Raw genomic sequence first — 15,689 nt, 5'->3', positions numbered from 1 at the left:
CCCGGGTGCGCGGGGCGTCGTAATCGGTAGCCATAACGGGGTTCAAACTCCTCAGGGTTGGGTGAACCGGCATTGGGTGTCCGGTTCCAGCCGCTCAAACCATACACGGCCCAAGGTATTCCCGCGCGGGCCGGGAACCTACCCGGCCAGCTCCTGGACGAGCGTCTGGACGCGCTTTTTGATCTCGTCCCGGACGCCCCGGACCATTTCGATGCCCTGCCCAGCGGGGTCCTCCAGGACCCAGTCCTCGTACCGCTTGCCCGGGAAGTACGGGCAGGCGTCGCCGCAGCCCATGGTGATGACGACGTCAGACTCCTGCACGGCTCCGGTGGTGAGGATCCGGGGCACGGCCTGGCTGATGTCGATGCCTTCCTCAGCCATGGCCTGCACGGCAACCGGGTTCACCTTGTCACCGGGAGCGGAACCGGCAGACAGGACCGTGATGCGGTCGCCGGCCAGATGCCGGAGGTAGCCGGCGGCCATCTGGGAGCGGCCGGCGTTGTGGACGCAGACGAAGAGCACTGTGGGCTGGCTGGTCATCGGGCTTGTCCTTTGCTGGTGTTTTCAGTGGTGATCTCGGCCGCCGCCTCGGCGGCATGGGGGTAGAGCAGGCGGATGAGCACGGCCGCGAGGACCCCGCCCACCAGCTGCATGGCGACGAAGGGCAGGACCGACGCCGGGGAGATGCCGGCGAAGGTGTCGGAGAACATCCGCGCCACGGTGACGGCCGGGTTGGCGAAGCTGGTGGAGCTGGTGAACCAGTAGGCGGCGGTGATGTAGCCGCCGACCGCGACGGCGACCATGTCCTTGCGCCCGGTGCGGGCCGTACCGAAGATCACCAGCAGCAGCCCGACCGTGGCCACCACCTCGGCCAGCCACAGTCCGGCACCGGTGCGCTGGTGGGTGGAGATGGTGGCGGCGGGCAGGTCGAACATCAGGTTGGCCAGCAGCGTGCCGAGTGTTCCCCCGAGGATCTGGGCGGCAATCAGCGCCCCGGCTTCGCGCCAGCTGATGGCGCCGAGCCAGCGTTCCACGAGGGTGACCACCGGGTTGAAGGCGGCGGAGACAGGCTGGAAGGCGATGATCAGGGCCACCAGGACGGCGCCGGTGGCCAGGGCGTTCTCCAGCAGCTGCAGGCCCGTGTCGTCCGGGGACAACCGGGAGGCGGCGATGCCCGATCCCACCACGGTGGCCACCAGCAGGGCGGTCCCGACCAGTTCGGCCAGGGCCCGCCGGGCGAGGCCCCTCATGCGCCCGCGCTGGAGATCAGCTTCCCCAGCGAGTCCAGCACATCGGCCCGGACCTTGTAGTACACCCAGACGCCCCGCTTGCTGCGGTCCAGCAGCCCGCTCTGGTGCAGCACCTTCAGGTGGTGGCTGATCGTGGGCTGGGACAGGTCGAAGGCCTCGGACAGGTCGCACACGCACGCTTCCCCGCCCTCGTGGGAGGCCACGAGCGAGAGCAGCTGCAGCCGGACCGGGTCCGCCAGGGCCTTCAGCAGCGCGGAGACCCGCTCGGCCTGGGCGCCGGTCATCGGCTCCCGGGTCATCGGCGTGCAGCACGCCACGGCTTCCACCGGGGTCAGCTCAATCAAGGATTTAGACATGGATAAATATTGACAGAGGTCAATATCCAGTGGCAAGCTCCGATATATAGACAACCATCTATCTTTAGGAGGCCGCCATGTCCCGCCTGCAGCTCGCCCTCAACGTTGATGACCTCGAGCAGTCGGTCGCGTTCTACTCCCGGCTCTTCGGTACCGGACCGGCCAAGCGCCGGCCCGGGTATGCCAATTTCGCCGTGGCCCAGCCGCCGCTCAAGCTTGTGCTCATCGAGAACCCCGGCAAGGGCGGATCGCTCAACCACCTGGGCGTGGAGGTCCAGGACAGCAACGCCGTCGACGCCGAACAGGCCCGGCTGGCCGAGCATGGCCTCGCCACCGCCGACGAGCGCGGGGGCACCTGCTGCTACGCGAAGCAGGACAAGTTCTGGGTGCAGAACACCCCGGACGGCGAGCAGTGGGAGATCTATACCGTCCTGGCCGACAGTCCCACCTTCTCCGCCGAAACCACGGAGGATGAAGCCGTGGGATGCTGCACCACCGGGGCATCAGAGACCCCGGCAGGTGCCGGCGCCTGCTGCTGATACATCGCTGGGCCTCCCGGCCGGGACCGGGAGACAGGGGGATCCGCCGAATGCGGTCCGGGAATGGGCTGCCCCTTCACTCCGGGTAGTTCACGAATCTCTTGAGATCGGTGAGTTGCTGCTGGAGATCTTCGACGGTGCTTTTGTACCGTGTGAGTTCGGCTTTCCGCCGTTTTTGGTCGAGGTAACTGGCGGCCAGGGCGAACAGCGCTACCGGAACCGCGGCCAGGCAGCCCCATCCTGCCATGGTGAAGAAGTCCAGGGCGACGGCCATGGCCTGCTGAAAGTCCCTGAGGTCATTGACCCCGCCCACCACGCTGTGCATGAGGGCGTCCAGCGGTTCCAGGTACTCTCCGACCAGGGGGGTACCGGACAGCGACGGGGCGGAGAGCGGACTGCCGGCTGACCAGCGTGGATCACTGCGGTGCGCCAGCACGTAGATCCCCGAGGCGAGGCTGGCGGCGATGAACACGGCCACGGCACCGAGCGCCGCCCAGTGGAGCTTTCGTGGATGCCACAGGTACAGCGACAAACCAACCGACAGCGCCAGGATCCAGCTAATGTTCCGGAGCCCGTCGATGCTGATGGCGGCCAATACGTCCACAGGAAAGCAGCCCCTAACAATTCAGCCGGTGGGTTTGTCAGTCATGACGTTACCGATCCGCTGCCGGCCGCGGATCCTGTTCGGTCGTAGCCGCTGCATCGGACCATGTCCAAATGGACGAGGAACACGGCCCGGATCCGGCCGGCGGGCCTGTCCGGATCCGTGGAACGCCAGCCAGCTTGGCCCGGAACCGGTGATCTTCCCTTCGGCCGGCGGACCATCCGGTGGCCGCCTTGGTGGTCATTGCTATCACGCTGACCTGGGCGGCACAGGGTCCTGTCGATCCTGCTGCTGGGCAACGTCACTCCCGGGCTCCTGGCGGAACTGGTGATCCTGCCCGGCGCCGCGGTCCTGGTCGCGGCCGCCGCCGGCGGCCGTGCCGGTGCTGACCCTGCTGATCGCCCTCCTGACGGGCACCTTCCGCCAGCCCGGGGCAGGATGGGCGGCCGTCATCGGGAACTACCTTTTCACTACCATCGTGTTCGGGGCCGCCCTGGCCAATATCTGGGAAGAGCTGGCCTGGACCGGCCTCGTGCAGCGCCGGCTCATGCGCAGGCGGGGCCTGCTGGCCGGTTCGCTGCTGGCCGCCGGTCCCTTCGCCCTGATCCACCTGCCCCTGGCCTTCGCGGACCAAGGGTTCACCGGCAGGCCCCTGCAGGACGTGCTGGTGAACCGGGCGGTGCTGTTCCTGGTGGCCCCCGCCTTCCGGTGCCTGGCGGGCATTACTTATCCGGGCACCGGCGGAAGCGTCCTCATCGTGGCGTTGCTGCATGCCTCCTTCAATGCTTCCGGCGCCGCAAAGCTGGGCGTGTTCGAGGGCGAGTGGCAGCAGATCGCCGCCATCATCGTGCTGCTGGCGGCACTGGCCGCCGGACCGGCTTCGGCGTACCCGGCCCACAGGCCGCGCACGTGGCAAAGGTGGGAGGTCATGACGGCAGCAGCCTGCTCGGACCTGCCGTCGTCCACCATGGCTACCCACCTGGGGCACGTGCGGGGCATCCGGGCTGGACAGAGCGAACCGGCGCGATCCTGAGACGGCGCCCCCGGTTTTTGTTCTGAGGATGGCCTTCCGGGCTTTCCCCAAGGTATCTGCCTCATACTCCGGGTAGTCGCGCGGATCGGGTGACCGCAGCCAGGGCTCCCGTAGCGCGGCCCAAGGGGGAAGGGGCAGCGCTATGCGTATCCACCGGATTCTGATCGTCCTGGCCACTGCCGTATGTCTGACCGCGACAGGCATCGCGCCCGATGCCCAGGCCGCCGTCCCGTGGACCAAAAGCGAGGCACGCGGTCCCAACCACACCAGCCGGGTGGTCCTCACCTACGACGACTGCCCCAGGACCTTGGTGTCCTACGTGAAGGTGCTGGACTATGCGAAGAAGAAGAACATCGGACTGGTGCTCGCCCCCAGCGGCCGGTGCCTGGAAAAGTACCGGAAAAACTACGGCACGGACCTCGCCGTGCTGGCCCGCGCGTACGGCCAGTACGTGATCAACCACAGCATCAACCACCGCCCGGATATGAAGGAGCTCAGCTGCGACGAGGTCGCCCGCGAACTTGGCGCCCCCGGCGTCGTGACGAATTTCGGGCGGCCGCCGTACGGGCGCATCAATGACACCGTGCGCTGCGGCTACGCCAAGGCGGGCATGACGCCGTGGCTGTGGACCAGGGGCACCTACGACACGAGGGGCAAGACCAAGGCGCAGGTGGTCGCGACGGCGGCGAAAATCGCCACCCGCGGCGGCACCGTCCTGATGCACATGCAGTGGAACGGCTTCGCCCCGGATGCCATCAGCAAGATCAAAGCCAAGCTGGCCCGCCGCGGACTGAAGCTGTGCCGGGCCTGGCGCGGCAATGACAACGAAGGCTCAGTGGTCACGAGCCCGGTGATGTTGCCCCAACGGCTGCCTTGCTAGGCTGGGCGGCATCCCTGGAGGCGACGAGGCAGGATGCATCCCATGACCAGTAACACCCCGCCGAAGGACTTCGTCCAGGTCCCCGATCCTGCAGCACCGGGCAACAGCCGTTATCTCGGCCCCGCCGCCGGACTGGTCACCACCAGCTGGGAGGACGGCGTGACGACGGTCCACGTGGACGTGGAGGAGAACCTCACCGTGGAACAGGCGCGGCAGTTGCTGGCCGATCTCGGGGAGGTCCTCGCCAAACTGGAGGGCGCGGAATAGGCAGGCCGGGACCCGCCGGGCACGGGCTGCGCCAAAACCCAGTGGTGTCGGCGCGGCGCGGCACGTTGCTCGTCCTGCCAGGATGACCTGCGCCTCTTGGGAAGTCTGGCAGCGGTAACGTTCGAATCCTTCAGTCGCCTGCACAACTCTTCCGCCGGCAGCCCCTAAATATGCAAAAGGTTCTATATGAGGCACCTCCTGTCGAAAGCGACAGTTACCACCGGACCAGAAGGTCGGGGTGGACGGCTTCCCACCCTTGGCCCACCAGATCTAAGGTGTCGAAACCTTGGGGGACCAGCATGGCTCGACCGGCAGCCGTTTTCAGGCCGGGCCCTGACCCGCCCTCCAGGTACCCTCTGCGGCCGCTGGCGGTCTGCCCGCCAAACTCGACCACCAGGCAGGCTTCCCGACCGCTGTTTTCCCTAGGCAGGCCGAGGTAGTAGGTCGTATCACCCACCGTTGCCAGGAACCGCGATGATGACGGGTTGATGTCTCTGGTGCTGTTCCCGCCCGGCATAACGATCCGGCACCTTCCCGTCAGCGGCGCGGATGCGGATGCCGGGAAAGACCACCACGGTGCTCGCATACCTCCGCCGCGGCCGCCTCCTCAGCGAGGTAGCGGCGATCGGCAGGACGGCCGCCGCGAGGACGATGATGACTGCTGCAATCCCTGAGGTATCGGCTGCTCCTTGCTCCAAGTTGTCCAAAGTACAGGCGCACCGGTGGGATCCGGCCGCTCCCGCCGCTCCCGGCCGGACAGATACTGCCGGCCTTCGGTCCGGGCGCTCAGGCGGCGTCGGTCACCTTGGCCAAGCGCCAGCCCTCGGTGCGGGGGTCCCGGCACAGCTCCAGGGTTCGCAGCGGGGACGTCGCGGCGGCGCGCACCGGCAGACGCCAGAACTCGGTCTCGACCAGGCTGGCCCGGCCCCGTCCCCCGGGCAGGCCGGCCTTCCACCAGGGCCTGCGGCCGAACCAGTGCTGTACCTCGCCAGCCACCGGCCAGACCCGGTCCCGCCAGCGTACCGCTAGCGGCTCGCCCCGGGCACCGAAGCGGATCTCGGCAGGCTCATCCAGTGCCGCCGTCGTCGTTTCCTGCATCATTGCCGTCATTGTCATGCCCTGTCCTTTCAATACCGGGCCGCGCGGGCCACCGGTGCGGCCTGGCATGCCGCGGAGGCCCGCTCCCAGGTCGACCGCCGGATCCTTCCGTCCTGCCAGGAAGCCTCCATCGCTGATGCCCGAATTCCAGTTCCTCCGGGGTCAGCGACAAGGGCTCGGCCCGCCGTGCATTACGGGCTGCCATGGCTGCCGGCGACTCCGGTCCATATCCCAAGAATAGAACATATATTCGAATGGTGGCTGCGAGAGACACGCTGATGGAAGTAAATGGTCACATACGCTGTTATCCGTATTTGGGCGGGTCGGTATCGTGATTACGGGCCGGTGCTGCCGTGCCGGTCCGCGTGCTCCCGAACCTTGCCCCACGACGCTGAGGCAGAGATGCACTCATGGACTGCTGCGGAAGGAGCGGTGGGCACAGCAGATGCAGCTTAGAGCAGCTACGCCGGATGATTTGGACGCCTACCTGCACGGCGGCCCGGAGGCCCTGGCGTCTGTGCTGGGTGTCAGTATCCCGGCCGGCTGGCCCGAGTATCCGCGGGTCATCGAGTTCACGCTCAAAGCGCTCCAGGAGCATCCGGGCCAGGCCGGGTGGTGGATGTACTACTTTCTCAATCGGGAGGCTGGCGTCCTGGTTGGTTCCGGCGGCTACAAGGGCCCGCCCCAGGACGGGACAGTCGAGATCGGCTATGAGATCGCCCCCGGCTTCCGCGGGCAGGGATACGCCACCGCTGCCGCCCGTCAGCTCGTCGACCGCGCCTTCAGGACGGTCGACGTGGCAGTGGTCGAGGCCCGCACCCTGCCACGCACCAACGCTTCCGCGACTGTCCTCATGAAGGCCGGCTTCGTCTGCCAGGGTATTGTTCCCAACGATCAGACACAGCAGGCGTGGCTCTGGCGGAAAACCCGCCCGGACCAGACCTGACGCTGTCTGAAAATTTCCGCGGAGGCCGGCAATGCCCGGGATGCCGGGACAGGTGTTCCGGGCACAGTTCCGGCATCCGTCACGGCCTGGATCCCAAGTTGGGAAGCAGGCCGTGCCGGACCTTGGCCGGGCGGAAGCGGCCAGGTTCCGCAGTCAGGCTTTGGTGTTCCCGAGGCGCATCCGGGCACTCACGCGCGAGTCCCGATACGGGTCCCAAACTGCCGCAGCCCGGCCATCTTCATCGGGCCGGCAGCTCGCTGCTGCTTCTTCAGGCCCAGGGCCACGTTCTCGACCCGCTGCATCTCGCCCTGCTTGGCGCCGAGGATGATGACCCATCCGGCGAAGAAGGGAACGGCCCACTGCAGCATCTTCAGCTGTTTTTGGGCCTTCGCCAGCTCCTCGGAGGATCCCGCCCCCGGCTCGGTGGCACCCTGCGCCCCTTCGTGTGAGAGCTTGGCGACCTTCTGGCCGACCAGGCCCGCATACAGGGTCACCGCCGCCCCGAGGAGGGTGACGACGCTCTTGTAAACCGTCAGGCGCAGGACGCCGTGCTGGGCGGCCAGACGCTCCTTGTTGCCCAGCGTGAGCGGTATCCCGGCCACGATGTGGGCCGCGAAGGCCGCCGTCTGGACCGGAGCCCATTTGTTCCAGCCGATGCTGGACAGGCGGGTCCGTTCCTGCGGGTCGGTGGCCTCGGCGGCGGCACCGTTGAGGCCAACGGCGCCCATCAGGGAGCCGCCGAACCACGCACCTGCGGTGAGGTCATGGATGGAGCGTGCGATGAGGTTTCCTGACATTGTCTTCTCCTGCAGGGTGGGTTACCGGATGATGGCTCAATGGCCGTGAACGCCGGGCTGTCCGGCCCGGCGGGCGTGGACGTATGGGTGGGAAGGAAACAGCGGACCGGGGACCGGGCCTGCGGTGGTGTCGGGTCAGTCCAACCTAGACCAAAGGGCAGCAGGACGGAAGGTGCCCGGGGGTTGCTGCCAGGCCGTGACAGCCATCGGCGGAGACTTTTCAGGAGAAGGGCAGGCAGTATGGGGAGCAGGCGAAACGGAACGTACAGGAGTTCCCATGGAGGTGGTGAATCCGCTGTGCGAGGATGGGTCACATGATGGGGGCAGGCAGCACCCCGCCCTGGCTGAGAAGAGCAGGCATCGAAGTGCTCGGCTGGTTGCTCGTCGCCGCCGGGCTCGCCGCTCTTGTACTGCCCGGTCCGGGCCTGCTGGCCCTGATGGGCGGACTGTTGGTGCTGTCCCTGCAATATTCATGGGCGAAACGGCTTCTCGTTCCAGTGAAAGCGAAAGCACTCAGGATGGCGGTTAAGGGCGTGCGTACTTGGCCCCGTATCCTTGCCAGTATCACCGGCGGCACCATGGTCATCGCCGCCGGTCTGCTCTGGGGGCTTCGGCCGCCGAAACCCGGCTGGTGGGCGATCGGTGATCAGTGGTGGCTTCCCGGCGGGTGGGGCACGGGATCGGTCCTGATTGCATCCGGACTGATAGCTCTTGCCCTGATCACCTATAGCTACCGCAGATTCCGGCGGCCGCCAAACCTGGCCAAGGTTACGGGGAGCGGGACGGCGCCTCCCAAAGGCAAAGACATGACAGCTAAGGGCACAAACGAACCGTGAACCAGCGGGACCGGCCACGAGGCAACCGGTCCATCAGAACTTCCCCGGCTTGAAGATACAGAAGCGCTGTCATCGGCCTTCATTAACCTCATTCCCGCCAAGGGGCGATCTTTCGTTCGAAGACCTTGAGAGCGGCCATGATGGCCTGCCGGTCTTGCCGCCCGGTCCACCGCCCGCCTAGGGTGTGAGAGGACGCCCGCGGGCAGGTTCCCGACGGGGGAGCCGGCGCTGCCGCCCAGAAGGAAAAAATCAGCATGGCAACAGGCACCGTCAAATGGTTCAACGCCGAAAAGGGCTTCGGGTTCATCAGTCAGGACGACAACGGGCCGGATGTGTTCGCACACTTTTCGGCCATCGCTTCAAGCGGCTACCGCTCCCTGGAGGAAAACCAGCGGGTCGAATTCGACATCGCCCAGGGTCCGAAGGGACTGCAGGCCGAAAACATCCGCCCGCTCTAAGGCACTCGAACAACCAGCGCCCCGGGACCGTCAGGTCCCGGGGCGCTTCACCTTGCAGGGGAGCGGCATACGCCGCCCAGGCAGCCGCCGGCCTCCGGGTTACATAGGCGTCTTTATCGGCGTCTACTCCCGATTCGGGGTTGTCCGTCCACGTGTTGTGGGGGAGTGTTTGCCCTTTTCAGGAGTTGCCGATGGGTGAGTGCCCCGTCCTATGGGTTGTGACCGTTGGCCGCCGCGTTTACGAAGCGGTGCGGCTGGCGGCCGCGTCCTGTGTGCGGCGCTCCGGGGAGGTGGCCGGTTTCCTGGGCTCGTGGAGCGATTGGAGCAGCAGCCCTCCATGGCGGGCGGGACGATCAGGGGCATCAGGGCCACCTGCAGCGACGTGTGGCCGGCGAGCGTGCAGATCACCGGTGTGGCCTGGCCGCCAATGGTGACGGCCAGGCCCAGGGCCGCGCCGCTGGCCGTGCCCACCCGTCCTGGCAGATGGTCCTGTCCGCGCGTGACGTGCAGGGAGAACGGGACGTACAGGCCGGCCGAGGTCAGCGTGATGAAGAGGCAGATGAAGGGGCAGATGAAGGGGCCGGGGATGAAGACGACGCCGGCGACGGCCAGGGTTGTCGTGGGTGTAGGACCGGCGCACCACGCGGATGCGGCCGAACCGGTTGGCCGGTGCGGCGCCGGGGACGGTGCCGATGTAGAGGATGAACAGGGCCGCGGTGCCTGGGGCGGGGCTGCCGCCGGTGCGCTGCCGGGTGCAGAGGGAGACGAAGGCGCTCAGGCCGACGAACATGATGGACCGGCAGATGGCCGCCCCGGAGAACCTGGCGAAGGAGGCCCGGTCATCGCTGCCGGCCTTCGGCGTCGTGGACGCCGTGCCGGTCGCCGGGGTCCTGGCCGACCGTACGGCGGCGGCCATCACCCGTTGGGTCGGATTGGCCGTTGATTCCTGGCCTGCGCGGGCCGCACTGTTATTCACATGGCACTGCACAACCAACGGGACCTGCACCAGGCGTCGGCCGAAGCGCTGCGGCAGGCTTTGAGCGCCTACCGCATCATTGACCTCAGCCGCGAACTGATCCAGGGCATCCCGGCCATCCCCACCCACCCGAAGTTCTTCCTGCTGCCGTTCCCTGCGATGACCGACCCGGCCGAATTCAACCAGCTCGTCATGAGCGACCATTCCGGCACGCACGTGGACGTGCCGGCGCATTTCGTGCCCGATCCCGGCGACAAACGGCGTGTCCACACCCACGAGATCTCGCTGACCGCGCTGATGGGCCGTGCGGTCAAACTCAGCTTCGGCCCCTACGAACCCGACAGCCACAACATCGGCCCTGACGAGATCATCGAGTGGGAAGCGCAAAACACTGCCATCGAACGTGATGACATCGTGCTGTTCGACACGAAATGGGGGCACCGCTGGTCCCTGGTGCCCGAAGGATTCGACTACCTGAACGGCTGGCCGGGGCTCACCGGCGAAGCGGCGATATACCTCCGCGGAAAGGGCGTGAAGGCCGTCGGCATCGACTGCATCAGCATCGACCCGGGCGACAAATCCGGCCCCGACCTTCGCGCGCATTATGAACTGCTCCCCGCAGGGGTGCTGGTCATGGAGAACCTCTGCAACCTTGCCGAGGTCCCCGAGATCAGCTACTTCATGGCATTCCCGCTCCGACTGAGCGGCGGCACGGGATCTCCGATCCGCGCGATCAGCCTGGTCCCAAACTCGGGCGGCAACCAGTGACACGGGAGAGACCATTCAGCCAGGCCCACCCGCCGGGCCGCTCTACCTGACGGGATACCGGATCTCACTGGAGGAAGGGCATGGCTTGGAACGTAACGAAACATATGCGCCGTTATCGGTATGCCTGCGTGGATCAGTTGAGCGACGCATGGCCGGGCACCGTGCCGGCTGCTTTTGTCAATGGCCCTGATCAGCCGGAGTTCAGTCCCGGCCAGGGGTTCCTTCCGTCCCCTCGGTGGTGCCGGGGCGCTGTCCTCGGAGCATGCGGGAGCTGTTCAGGACGGCCCGGCGCAGTCCCTCGGGGCCGTTGTGGCGTCCGCTTTGGATGTATTCGCAGAGCAGCCCGGTGGTTTGGGGGTGTTTGAGGATCAGGTCGATCAGGCCCGTGCCGTTCTCGACAATGCTGTGGCGGACCCCGTACAGGTCGGTGTATTCGCGGTAGCTGGCGGCCAGGGGGTGGTCATCGCCTTCGGTGATGAGCAGCCGGGCCAGGGCGGCGGCGAGGCTGATGATATTGTGCTGGGCTTCGGGGCCGAGGTGTCCGGGCCAGTGGGAGCGGACCAGGCCGTTGATCAGGGCGACGGCGTCGCGGGCCTCCTGTGCGACATTGAACCCGGCGCTGTCGCGGTCGGTCCGGCGGGCGGTGCTGATCCTGCCGGGCCGTGCCCGGGCCCGGCCGATGCCGGTGTTGGCCACCGTGGCCCGGGCGTAAAAGTAGTTGTGACCGGCGGTTTTTACCCATAGGGCGAGCTGGCGGGGGGAGTGGAGGAAGTGCCGGTACAGGTGGGTGGCGATCAGGTCGCGTTCGGCCGGCGGGCACCGGCTCAGCAGCCCGGCGAAGGCGCCGGCGTGGTCGTAGTTCAGGGCGGCGGCCACGGCCAGCGCCTTGGGGAAGGATTTGGACCCGGTCCTGCCGTGGAAGGCCTCGGTGACCTGCCGGAGTGTTTCGGCACTCACGGGCCGTGCCGGGGGCGGGGTGTCGATCCCGGTGCGTTGGTGCCGGCCGCCGGCGGCTTCGGGTGCGGCGGCGCGGGTAAACATCCCGGCCAGCTTCTTCCGGAGCCGGGCTGCGCGGGTGGGCCGCTCCGGGATGGCGGCCTGCCGGTGCGACCGGTCGGCGTCCCGGTCCGGCACCTGGGCCCCTGACGTTCCACTGGCCCGGCGTGCGGGGCCGGGTATGCCTCCCGGGCCGGGGACCGCGGGCCCGGAGTCCGGGAAGGCCGATGCGTATGCGCCGGCGGACGTGGGGACAGGGCCGGACGGCCCGGGATCTGCGGATCCTGACTCCCGGGACTCCGGGCCCAGCCAGGCCAAGGCTTCCGGGGACGAGGAGAAATATTCGACTGGGTAGGGCGGGCGGTGGACGGTGCTGAAGAACTTCGCGACCGCCACGTCGACCGGGGACATTCCGACCAGGGCCATGCGGGACACCGGCAGCCGGTTCGCGAACAGGGCCATCGCCGCGGCGCTGATCGAGCCAAGCCCGGCCAGTTCCACCAGCACCGGCCGCAGCCGGCCCCCGGCCAGTTCCTGCACGCGGGAGAGGATCTGCTGCGCCTCGGGTTCCCTGATGCGAACCCCGGCTGAATAGCGCACCCGGATGGTGCCGCCGTCGGCAAGCTCAATCGCCACCCCGGGCAGGTCCGCGGCGGATCCCCCGCGGGGCCCGGATCGGCGCACAACAGGCTCCCTTCGCTGTTTCCATGGTTGCCGGCAGGACGTTCTCCCCGGGGTGGAGGCCTGCGGTCAGGCCGGGTAACCGTGGCGCTGGCCGGGCCGGACGGGCAAACCCAAACCTTCAAAAGGTTTAACCACAGAAACCGGCACTTTGGAAGTGAGTTTAGGGAGATTGCTCCGGGGCTGCAATTCCACCGAAAGGACGCGTCGGATTTTGTCCGCGGCTGCCGTGCCCCCACACGTTGTACCTTCCCATATGTAGGCGCCAGCCTTGAATGCGAAGCACCCGGCCTCGGCCGCCCGCCGGCCTCGGGCACGAAAGAAGAATCTTTCCGGTGGCCATAAGCACTGTTCCGGGCGTTTAGATACCTGAATCCATGAGGCAGTGCGACGAGCGGGACCTAAGGCGCTACCGCTTAGATGCTTTTGGACTCAACGATGTGCATGCCCTGATTTATGAACATCAGGCGGTCTGCTTCGTAGGCCTGAGCATCGAAGTCAGGGTCTTCGGAGGAGCGCTTTCCCTCACTGGTATCTATGACGAGGAAGGCATACTCATCCAAGTTTGCCATGAAACTCCCTCTTTCCGACAACCAGGTTCAAATATCCAGATAGCAGGATGATAGCCGCCCCTGTGGACAGAATAATTGCGATCCACCAATAGGTCGTTATGACAGGTTCAAACCCGGTTGTGTCCTGGCCCTCTGCTGGCTGGGGTGTAAGTACCACCAAGGCCCCTGCGAGGACGAGCAGGAGGGATAGCCCGATGGCTATAAGCCTCAGGGTGAGAAGAACCCCGGCTGTAATGAAGTTTTCCTGGCTTCGGGCGTTCAGGGCAACGAGCAAGGCCGGTATAAAGAGGAACAGCGCAGTTGCCGAGTCTTCCTGATCGGTTAAGGCCGGAATTGCGCCGGGAGTCAGTAACAGCAAGCCGAACAGTGCTGCCACTGCTATGTGTCCGGCGCCTTCAGACTGCCTTGGTGTAGTTGACGATGGGGAACGGGGTGAAGCCCAAGGCTTCGTAGAGGGCGCGGGCAGCGGCGTGGAAGTCGTCGCCGCCTGTGCCAATGGATATGACGCGGGCGCCGGAGTCCTTCAGTTGTGCGACTGCGTGCTCGACCAGTGCCTTGCCGATCCCTCGCCGGCGCGCGGACGGGCTGACAGCAATTATGTCGATCTCGCCGTGGGCCTGGTCGGGCTGCACGACCCAGCCGATGAAACCGACGATCGATCCGCCGTCCTCGGCAACCGCTGCGGACCGGCCCGCTTCGGGATTGTCGAGGGCGGCCAGATGCCTGCGGTAATCCTCGCGCCACTCGCCGTGGCGGTTCCGGAAGACGGTGTCGCCGACAAGTGGCCGGTAGGAGTCTTCGTAGAACGGACCGAAAGTCTCGATCGCGAGGTCAAGGAGGACGGGCAGGTCCCGGGGTGTGAGCGGACGGATGTCCATGGGAGGCCTTTCATCTGAGGGTTCGGGGGATCACCGCTGCCGGCGGCAGCGGTCCTAGGTCACGGCCCGGCGGGCCGTTTCCCTCAGGCGCGGGTTCTGCCCGCTGCGAAGCACTCCATGGTCCGCACTCTAGCCAGGGGGCTCAAGGTTGTCGACAGCCAGGGACCGGCGCCGGAACGCCAGGGCCCGGGGCAACCTGGGGCAACAGCGTTGACCGGCTGCCCGGCTGCCCGGACGCCCTGGCCGTCGTGGCCGCCCTGCTTGTGCACAGGTTCTGGCAGGCCGGCCGGTTCCCGGTGCACCGCCCGGGCGGGCGCCCCGAACGCCTGGGCGCGAAGAGCGCATCTCGGGCAGCGGCCGCTGCCTGTGCCATGTAACCGCCACGCCCTGACACGCCGGCGGCTTGGGAGCGGCGGGGGCGTCGGCCTAGGATGGACTCCGCCGGCGAGGACACTGGCGGAGAAGAGGCAGACCGGCATGCGGGGACTGTTTCCTGTGTTCGCGTCCTCAACGGACGGGCGGAACCGGTGAGCGGAACCGACGTCACTGCCTCCGCCGCCGCCCCGGCAAACGGGACCGGCAGCGGACCGTGGGACGGGGACGTTCCCGATGATTCCCTGACGCGGATCCTGGCCGCGCATATCCACTGCGGCGAACCCATGCAGGTCCTGGGAACGGAACCGCCCCCGATCACCCAGCCTCTCGTGATCCTGCCCTCCGTGCCCGACGAGGAGCCGGTGCAGGACCGGCCTGCCGGACTGCGCACCTACCGCTGCGGATGCGGGTTTACCCTGGACGAATTCCCGGACCTGGCCTGAAATCACTCCGCCGGTAACCGTGAGTATGACAACCAGTTGCCTGGGGGTGTCCCTTTAACGGCTCTGTCGCACTTTCGGTGGTGGATCGCGGCGGGGTCAGGCAAGGAGGATGCGGTGGCGCAGGAGGTTGAAGCCGGCGCGTCCATACATCTGTCGCTTGAGCATCTTGGTCTTGGTGTTGACGCCTTCGGTTCTGCCGTTGTGGTGAGGCTGGGTGAGCGCGGCGAGGACCGCGTCGTGGTCCTGCTCGAGTCCGCGGACGAAGGAATGCAGGTGAGGCAGGTCCGCAGCACGGGCGGCGCGGGCCCAGTCCTCGAGTCTGGCGGCATTCGCCTCCTCGGGCCTGAGGAGGGTGGCGAACGCTCGGACCAGGTCGAGCATCGCGGTGATCTCGGGGCAGGCTGCGGCAAGCCGGTCGAGGCGTTCCTGCTGTGCGGCGGTGAGCCTGTCCGGCCTGGTCAGTAGGAGTCCGGCCGCACGGCGGGGCGGGAGGTGCGAGCGGGCGTCCTCGGCGCGGCCCTGGTTCAGGTACCGGTGCAGCAGGTTCGAGCTGCCCTGGTAGCCCAGCCCGCGGATCTCCCGCAGCAGCTGCTGGACCGGAACCCCGGGCTCTTCTGCCCGGCGGGTGCGCAGGTGTTCCCGGTAGGGGTCCACGAGGGTCGGCCGGTACTTCGGGACGCGTTGGAGGCGCTCAGGGGCGCCGGCGCGGGCGTACCGCTTGATGGTGTTCAGGGACAGGTTCAGCCGGCGGGAGCAGTCCAACAGGCCGACACCTTTGTCCAGCAGCCCGTGCACCTGGGCCCAGCGCTCGGCCGTGCTGCTGGCCCGGGGCCCCTCCTGCAGCCCGGTCGCGCCGGCCCAGCATGCCGAGTGGGCGGCGACTTCCCTGACCACAGCCTCGGCCAGTCCGTGCCACAGGTGCCACCGGTCGGCGAC

General features: G+C 67.2%; 20 protein-coding genes. 9 read left to right on the top strand and 11 right to left on the bottom strand.

All coding sequences use genetic code 11. The annotated features are described in order from the left end of the window. Positions 1-138: 138 nt before the first annotated feature. The 3 genes from HGG74_RS12790 to HGG74_RS12780 are packed head-to-tail and all read right to left on the bottom strand — an operon-like array spanning position 139 to position 1,606. Positions 139-540, bottom strand: a complete 402-nt coding sequence (locus HGG74_RS12790) for an arsenate reductase ArsC (protein WP_168486895.1) — start codon at positions 538-540, stop codon at positions 139-141. Next, entirely contained in the window at positions 537-1,250 is a 714-nt protein-coding gene (locus tag HGG74_RS12785) for an aquaporin (protein ID WP_168486893.1), read from the bottom strand. The genes HGG74_RS12790 and HGG74_RS12785 overlap by 4 nt, the downstream gene beginning before the upstream one ends. After that, positions 1,247-1,606, bottom strand: a complete 360-nt coding sequence (locus HGG74_RS12780; RefSeq protein WP_168486891.1) for an ArsR/SmtB family transcription factor — start codon at positions 1,604-1,606, stop codon at positions 1,247-1,249. Before HGG74_RS12780 ends, HGG74_RS12785 begins: the two co-directional genes overlap by 4 nt. Positions 1,607-1,683: 77 nt before the next feature. On the opposite strand from HGG74_RS12780, the gene HGG74_RS12775 reads away from it, so the two are divergent. Then, positions 1,684-2,145, top strand: a complete 462-nt coding sequence (locus tag HGG74_RS12775) for an ArsI/CadI family heavy metal resistance metalloenzyme (protein ID WP_168486889.1) — start codon at positions 1,684-1,686, stop codon at positions 2,143-2,145. Between the two features lie 76 nt (positions 2,146-2,221). Here HGG74_RS12775 and HGG74_RS12770 read toward each other — a convergent pair whose 3' ends face one another. Continuing rightward, positions 2,222-2,749 (bottom strand): hypothetical protein, encoded by a 528-nt coding sequence (locus HGG74_RS12770; RefSeq protein WP_168486887.1) that lies wholly within the window; start codon positions 2,747-2,749, stop codon positions 2,222-2,224. A gap of 376 nt (positions 2,750-3,125) precedes the next feature. Between HGG74_RS12770 and HGG74_RS12765 the strand changes: the two genes are divergently transcribed. The 3 genes from HGG74_RS12765 to HGG74_RS12755 all read left to right on the top strand — a co-directional run bounded on the left by HGG74_RS12765 (position 3,126) and on the right by HGG74_RS12755 (position 4,929). After that, entirely contained in the window at positions 3,126-3,782 is a 657-nt protein-coding gene (locus HGG74_RS12765; RefSeq protein ID WP_168486886.1) for a CPBP family glutamic-type intramembrane protease, read from the top strand. A gap of 142 nt (positions 3,783-3,924) precedes the next feature. After that, positions 3,925-4,662: a polysaccharide deacetylase family protein gene (locus tag HGG74_RS12760; RefSeq protein WP_168486884.1), complete on the top strand. Its 738-nt coding sequence runs from the start codon at positions 3,925-3,927 to the stop codon at positions 4,660-4,662. A gap of 42 nt (positions 4,663-4,704) precedes the next feature. Further along, positions 4,705-4,929 (top strand): hypothetical protein, encoded by a 225-nt coding sequence (locus HGG74_RS12755; protein WP_168486882.1) that lies wholly within the window; start codon positions 4,705-4,707, stop codon positions 4,927-4,929. A 786-nt stretch (positions 4,930-5,715) separates the two neighbouring features. On the opposite strand, the gene HGG74_RS12750 is transcribed toward HGG74_RS12755, so the two are convergent. Next, positions 5,716-6,045, bottom strand: coding sequence for a DUF6504 family protein (locus HGG74_RS12750; RefSeq protein ID WP_246262879.1), 330 nt, complete (start codon positions 6,043-6,045; stop codon positions 5,716-5,718). A gap of 427 nt (positions 6,046-6,472) precedes the next feature. Here HGG74_RS12750 and HGG74_RS12745 point away from each other — a divergent pair, with 427 nt between their 5' ends. Continuing rightward, a complete protein-coding gene (locus HGG74_RS12745; protein ID WP_168486880.1) occupies positions 6,473-6,973 on the top strand; it encodes a GNAT family N-acetyltransferase in 501 nt (166 codons plus the stop codon). Between the two features lie 188 nt (positions 6,974-7,161). Here HGG74_RS12745 and HGG74_RS12740 read toward each other — a convergent pair whose 3' ends face one another. Continuing rightward, positions 7,162-7,770 carry a hypothetical protein gene (locus HGG74_RS12740; RefSeq protein WP_246262878.1) on the bottom strand — a complete coding sequence of 203 codons (609 nt, stop codon included), beginning with the start codon at positions 7,768-7,770 and terminating at the stop codon, positions 7,162-7,164. 314 nt (positions 7,771-8,084) lie between these two features. Here HGG74_RS12740 and HGG74_RS12735 point away from each other — a divergent pair, with 314 nt between their 5' ends. From HGG74_RS12735 to HGG74_RS12725, 3 genes are all read left to right on the top strand, one after another. Next, positions 8,085-8,606: a PGPGW domain-containing protein gene (locus HGG74_RS12735; RefSeq protein ID WP_168486878.1), complete on the top strand. Its 522-nt coding sequence runs from the start codon at positions 8,085-8,087 to the stop codon at positions 8,604-8,606. 254 nt (positions 8,607-8,860) lie between these two features. Beyond that, a complete protein-coding gene (locus HGG74_RS12730; protein WP_168486876.1) occupies positions 8,861-9,064 on the top strand; it encodes a cold-shock protein in 204 nt (67 codons plus the stop codon). A gap of 976 nt (positions 9,065-10,040) precedes the next feature. Beyond that, positions 10,041-10,808 (top strand): cyclase family protein, encoded by a 768-nt coding sequence (locus tag HGG74_RS12725; RefSeq protein ID WP_168486874.1) that lies wholly within the window; start codon positions 10,041-10,043, stop codon positions 10,806-10,808. 201 nt (positions 10,809-11,009) lie between these two features. Here the strand turns inward: HGG74_RS12725 and HGG74_RS12720 are convergent, their stop codons facing one another. The 4 genes from HGG74_RS12720 to HGG74_RS12705 all read right to left on the bottom strand — a co-directional run bounded on the left by HGG74_RS12720 (position 11,010) and on the right by HGG74_RS12705 (position 13,935). Further along, positions 11,010-12,488: a DUF7793 family protein gene (locus tag HGG74_RS12720; protein WP_168486872.1), complete on the bottom strand. Its 1,479-nt coding sequence runs from the start codon at positions 12,486-12,488 to the stop codon at positions 11,010-11,012. Between the two features lie 413 nt (positions 12,489-12,901). Continuing rightward, positions 12,902-13,057, bottom strand: coding sequence for a hypothetical protein (locus tag HGG74_RS12715; RefSeq protein WP_168486870.1), 156 nt, complete (start codon positions 13,055-13,057; stop codon positions 12,902-12,904). Next, on the bottom strand, positions 13,041-13,433 hold the full coding sequence (locus HGG74_RS12710; RefSeq protein ID WP_168486868.1) for a hypothetical protein: 393 nt from the start codon (positions 13,431-13,433) through the stop codon (positions 13,041-13,043). The genes HGG74_RS12715 and HGG74_RS12710 overlap by 17 nt, the downstream gene beginning before the upstream one ends. A 19-nt stretch (positions 13,434-13,452) precedes the next feature. Further along, a complete protein-coding gene (locus tag HGG74_RS12705; protein ID WP_168486867.1) occupies positions 13,453-13,935 on the bottom strand; it encodes a GNAT family N-acetyltransferase in 483 nt (160 codons plus the stop codon). A gap of 527 nt (positions 13,936-14,462) precedes the next feature. On the opposite strand from HGG74_RS12705, the gene HGG74_RS12700 reads away from it, so the two are divergent. Next, positions 14,463-14,753: a hypothetical protein gene (locus HGG74_RS12700; protein WP_168486865.1), complete on the top strand. Its 291-nt coding sequence runs from the start codon at positions 14,463-14,465 to the stop codon at positions 14,751-14,753. Between the two features lie 96 nt (positions 14,754-14,849). On the opposite strand, the gene HGG74_RS12695 is transcribed toward HGG74_RS12700, so the two are convergent. Continuing rightward, positions 14,850-15,689 (bottom strand): transposase (locus tag HGG74_RS12695; RefSeq protein ID WP_168486863.1); only part of this gene is annotated, 840 nt, incomplete at its 5' end.

It is taken from the genome of Arthrobacter mobilis, from assembly GCF_012395835.1.
GTDB classification, from domain to species: domain Bacteria; phylum Actinomycetota; class Actinomycetes; order Actinomycetales; family Micrococcaceae; genus Crystallibacter; species Crystallibacter mobilis.
This window is presented reverse-complemented; position numbering and strand designations above follow the sequence as displayed.

Excerpts from the sequence above, each read along its gene's own strand:
- HGG74_RS12745 (WP_168486880.1), top strand. The coding sequence starts at position 6,473 with ATGCAGCTTAGAGCAGCTACGCCGGATGATTTGGACGCCTACCTGCAC.
- HGG74_RS12785 (WP_168486893.1), bottom strand. The coding sequence starts at position 1,250 with ATGAGGGGCCTCGCCCGGCGGGCCCTGGCCGAACTGGTCGGGACCGCC.
- HGG74_RS12735 (WP_168486878.1), top strand. The coding sequence starts at position 8,085 with ATGATGGGGGCAGGCAGCACCCCGCCCTGGCTGAGAAGAGCAGGCATC.
- HGG74_RS12705 (WP_168486867.1), bottom strand. The coding sequence starts at position 13,935 with ATGGACATCCGTCCGCTCACACCCCGGGACCTGCCCGTCCTCCTTGAC.
- HGG74_RS12760 (WP_168486884.1), top strand. The coding sequence starts at position 3,925 with ATGCGTATCCACCGGATTCTGATCGTCCTGGCCACTGCCGTATGTCTG.
- HGG74_RS12730 (WP_168486876.1), top strand. The coding sequence starts at position 8,861 with ATGGCAACAGGCACCGTCAAATGGTTCAACGCCGAAAAGGGCTTCGGG.
- HGG74_RS12715 (WP_168486870.1), bottom strand. The coding sequence starts at position 13,057 with ATGGCAAACTTGGATGAGTATGCCTTCCTCGTCATAGATACCAGTGAG.
- HGG74_RS12780 (WP_168486891.1), bottom strand. The coding sequence starts at position 1,606 with ATGTCTAAATCCTTGATTGAGCTGACCCCGGTGGAAGCCGTGGCGTGC.
- HGG74_RS12740 (WP_246262878.1), bottom strand. The coding sequence starts at position 7,770 with ATGTCAGGAAACCTCATCGCACGCTCCATCCATGACCTCACCGCAGGT.
- HGG74_RS12790 (WP_168486895.1), bottom strand. The coding sequence starts at position 540 with ATGACCAGCCAGCCCACAGTGCTCTTCGTCTGCGTCCACAACGCCGGC.
- HGG74_RS12775 (WP_168486889.1), top strand. The coding sequence starts at position 1,684 with ATGTCCCGCCTGCAGCTCGCCCTCAACGTTGATGACCTCGAGCAGTCG.
- HGG74_RS12755 (WP_168486882.1), top strand. The coding sequence starts at position 4,705 with ATGACCAGTAACACCCCGCCGAAGGACTTCGTCCAGGTCCCCGATCCT.
- HGG74_RS12750 (WP_246262879.1), bottom strand. The coding sequence starts at position 6,045 with ATGACAATGACGGCAATGATGCAGGAAACGACGACGGCGGCACTGGAT.
- HGG74_RS12725 (WP_168486874.1), top strand. The coding sequence starts at position 10,041 with ATGGCACTGCACAACCAACGGGACCTGCACCAGGCGTCGGCCGAAGCG.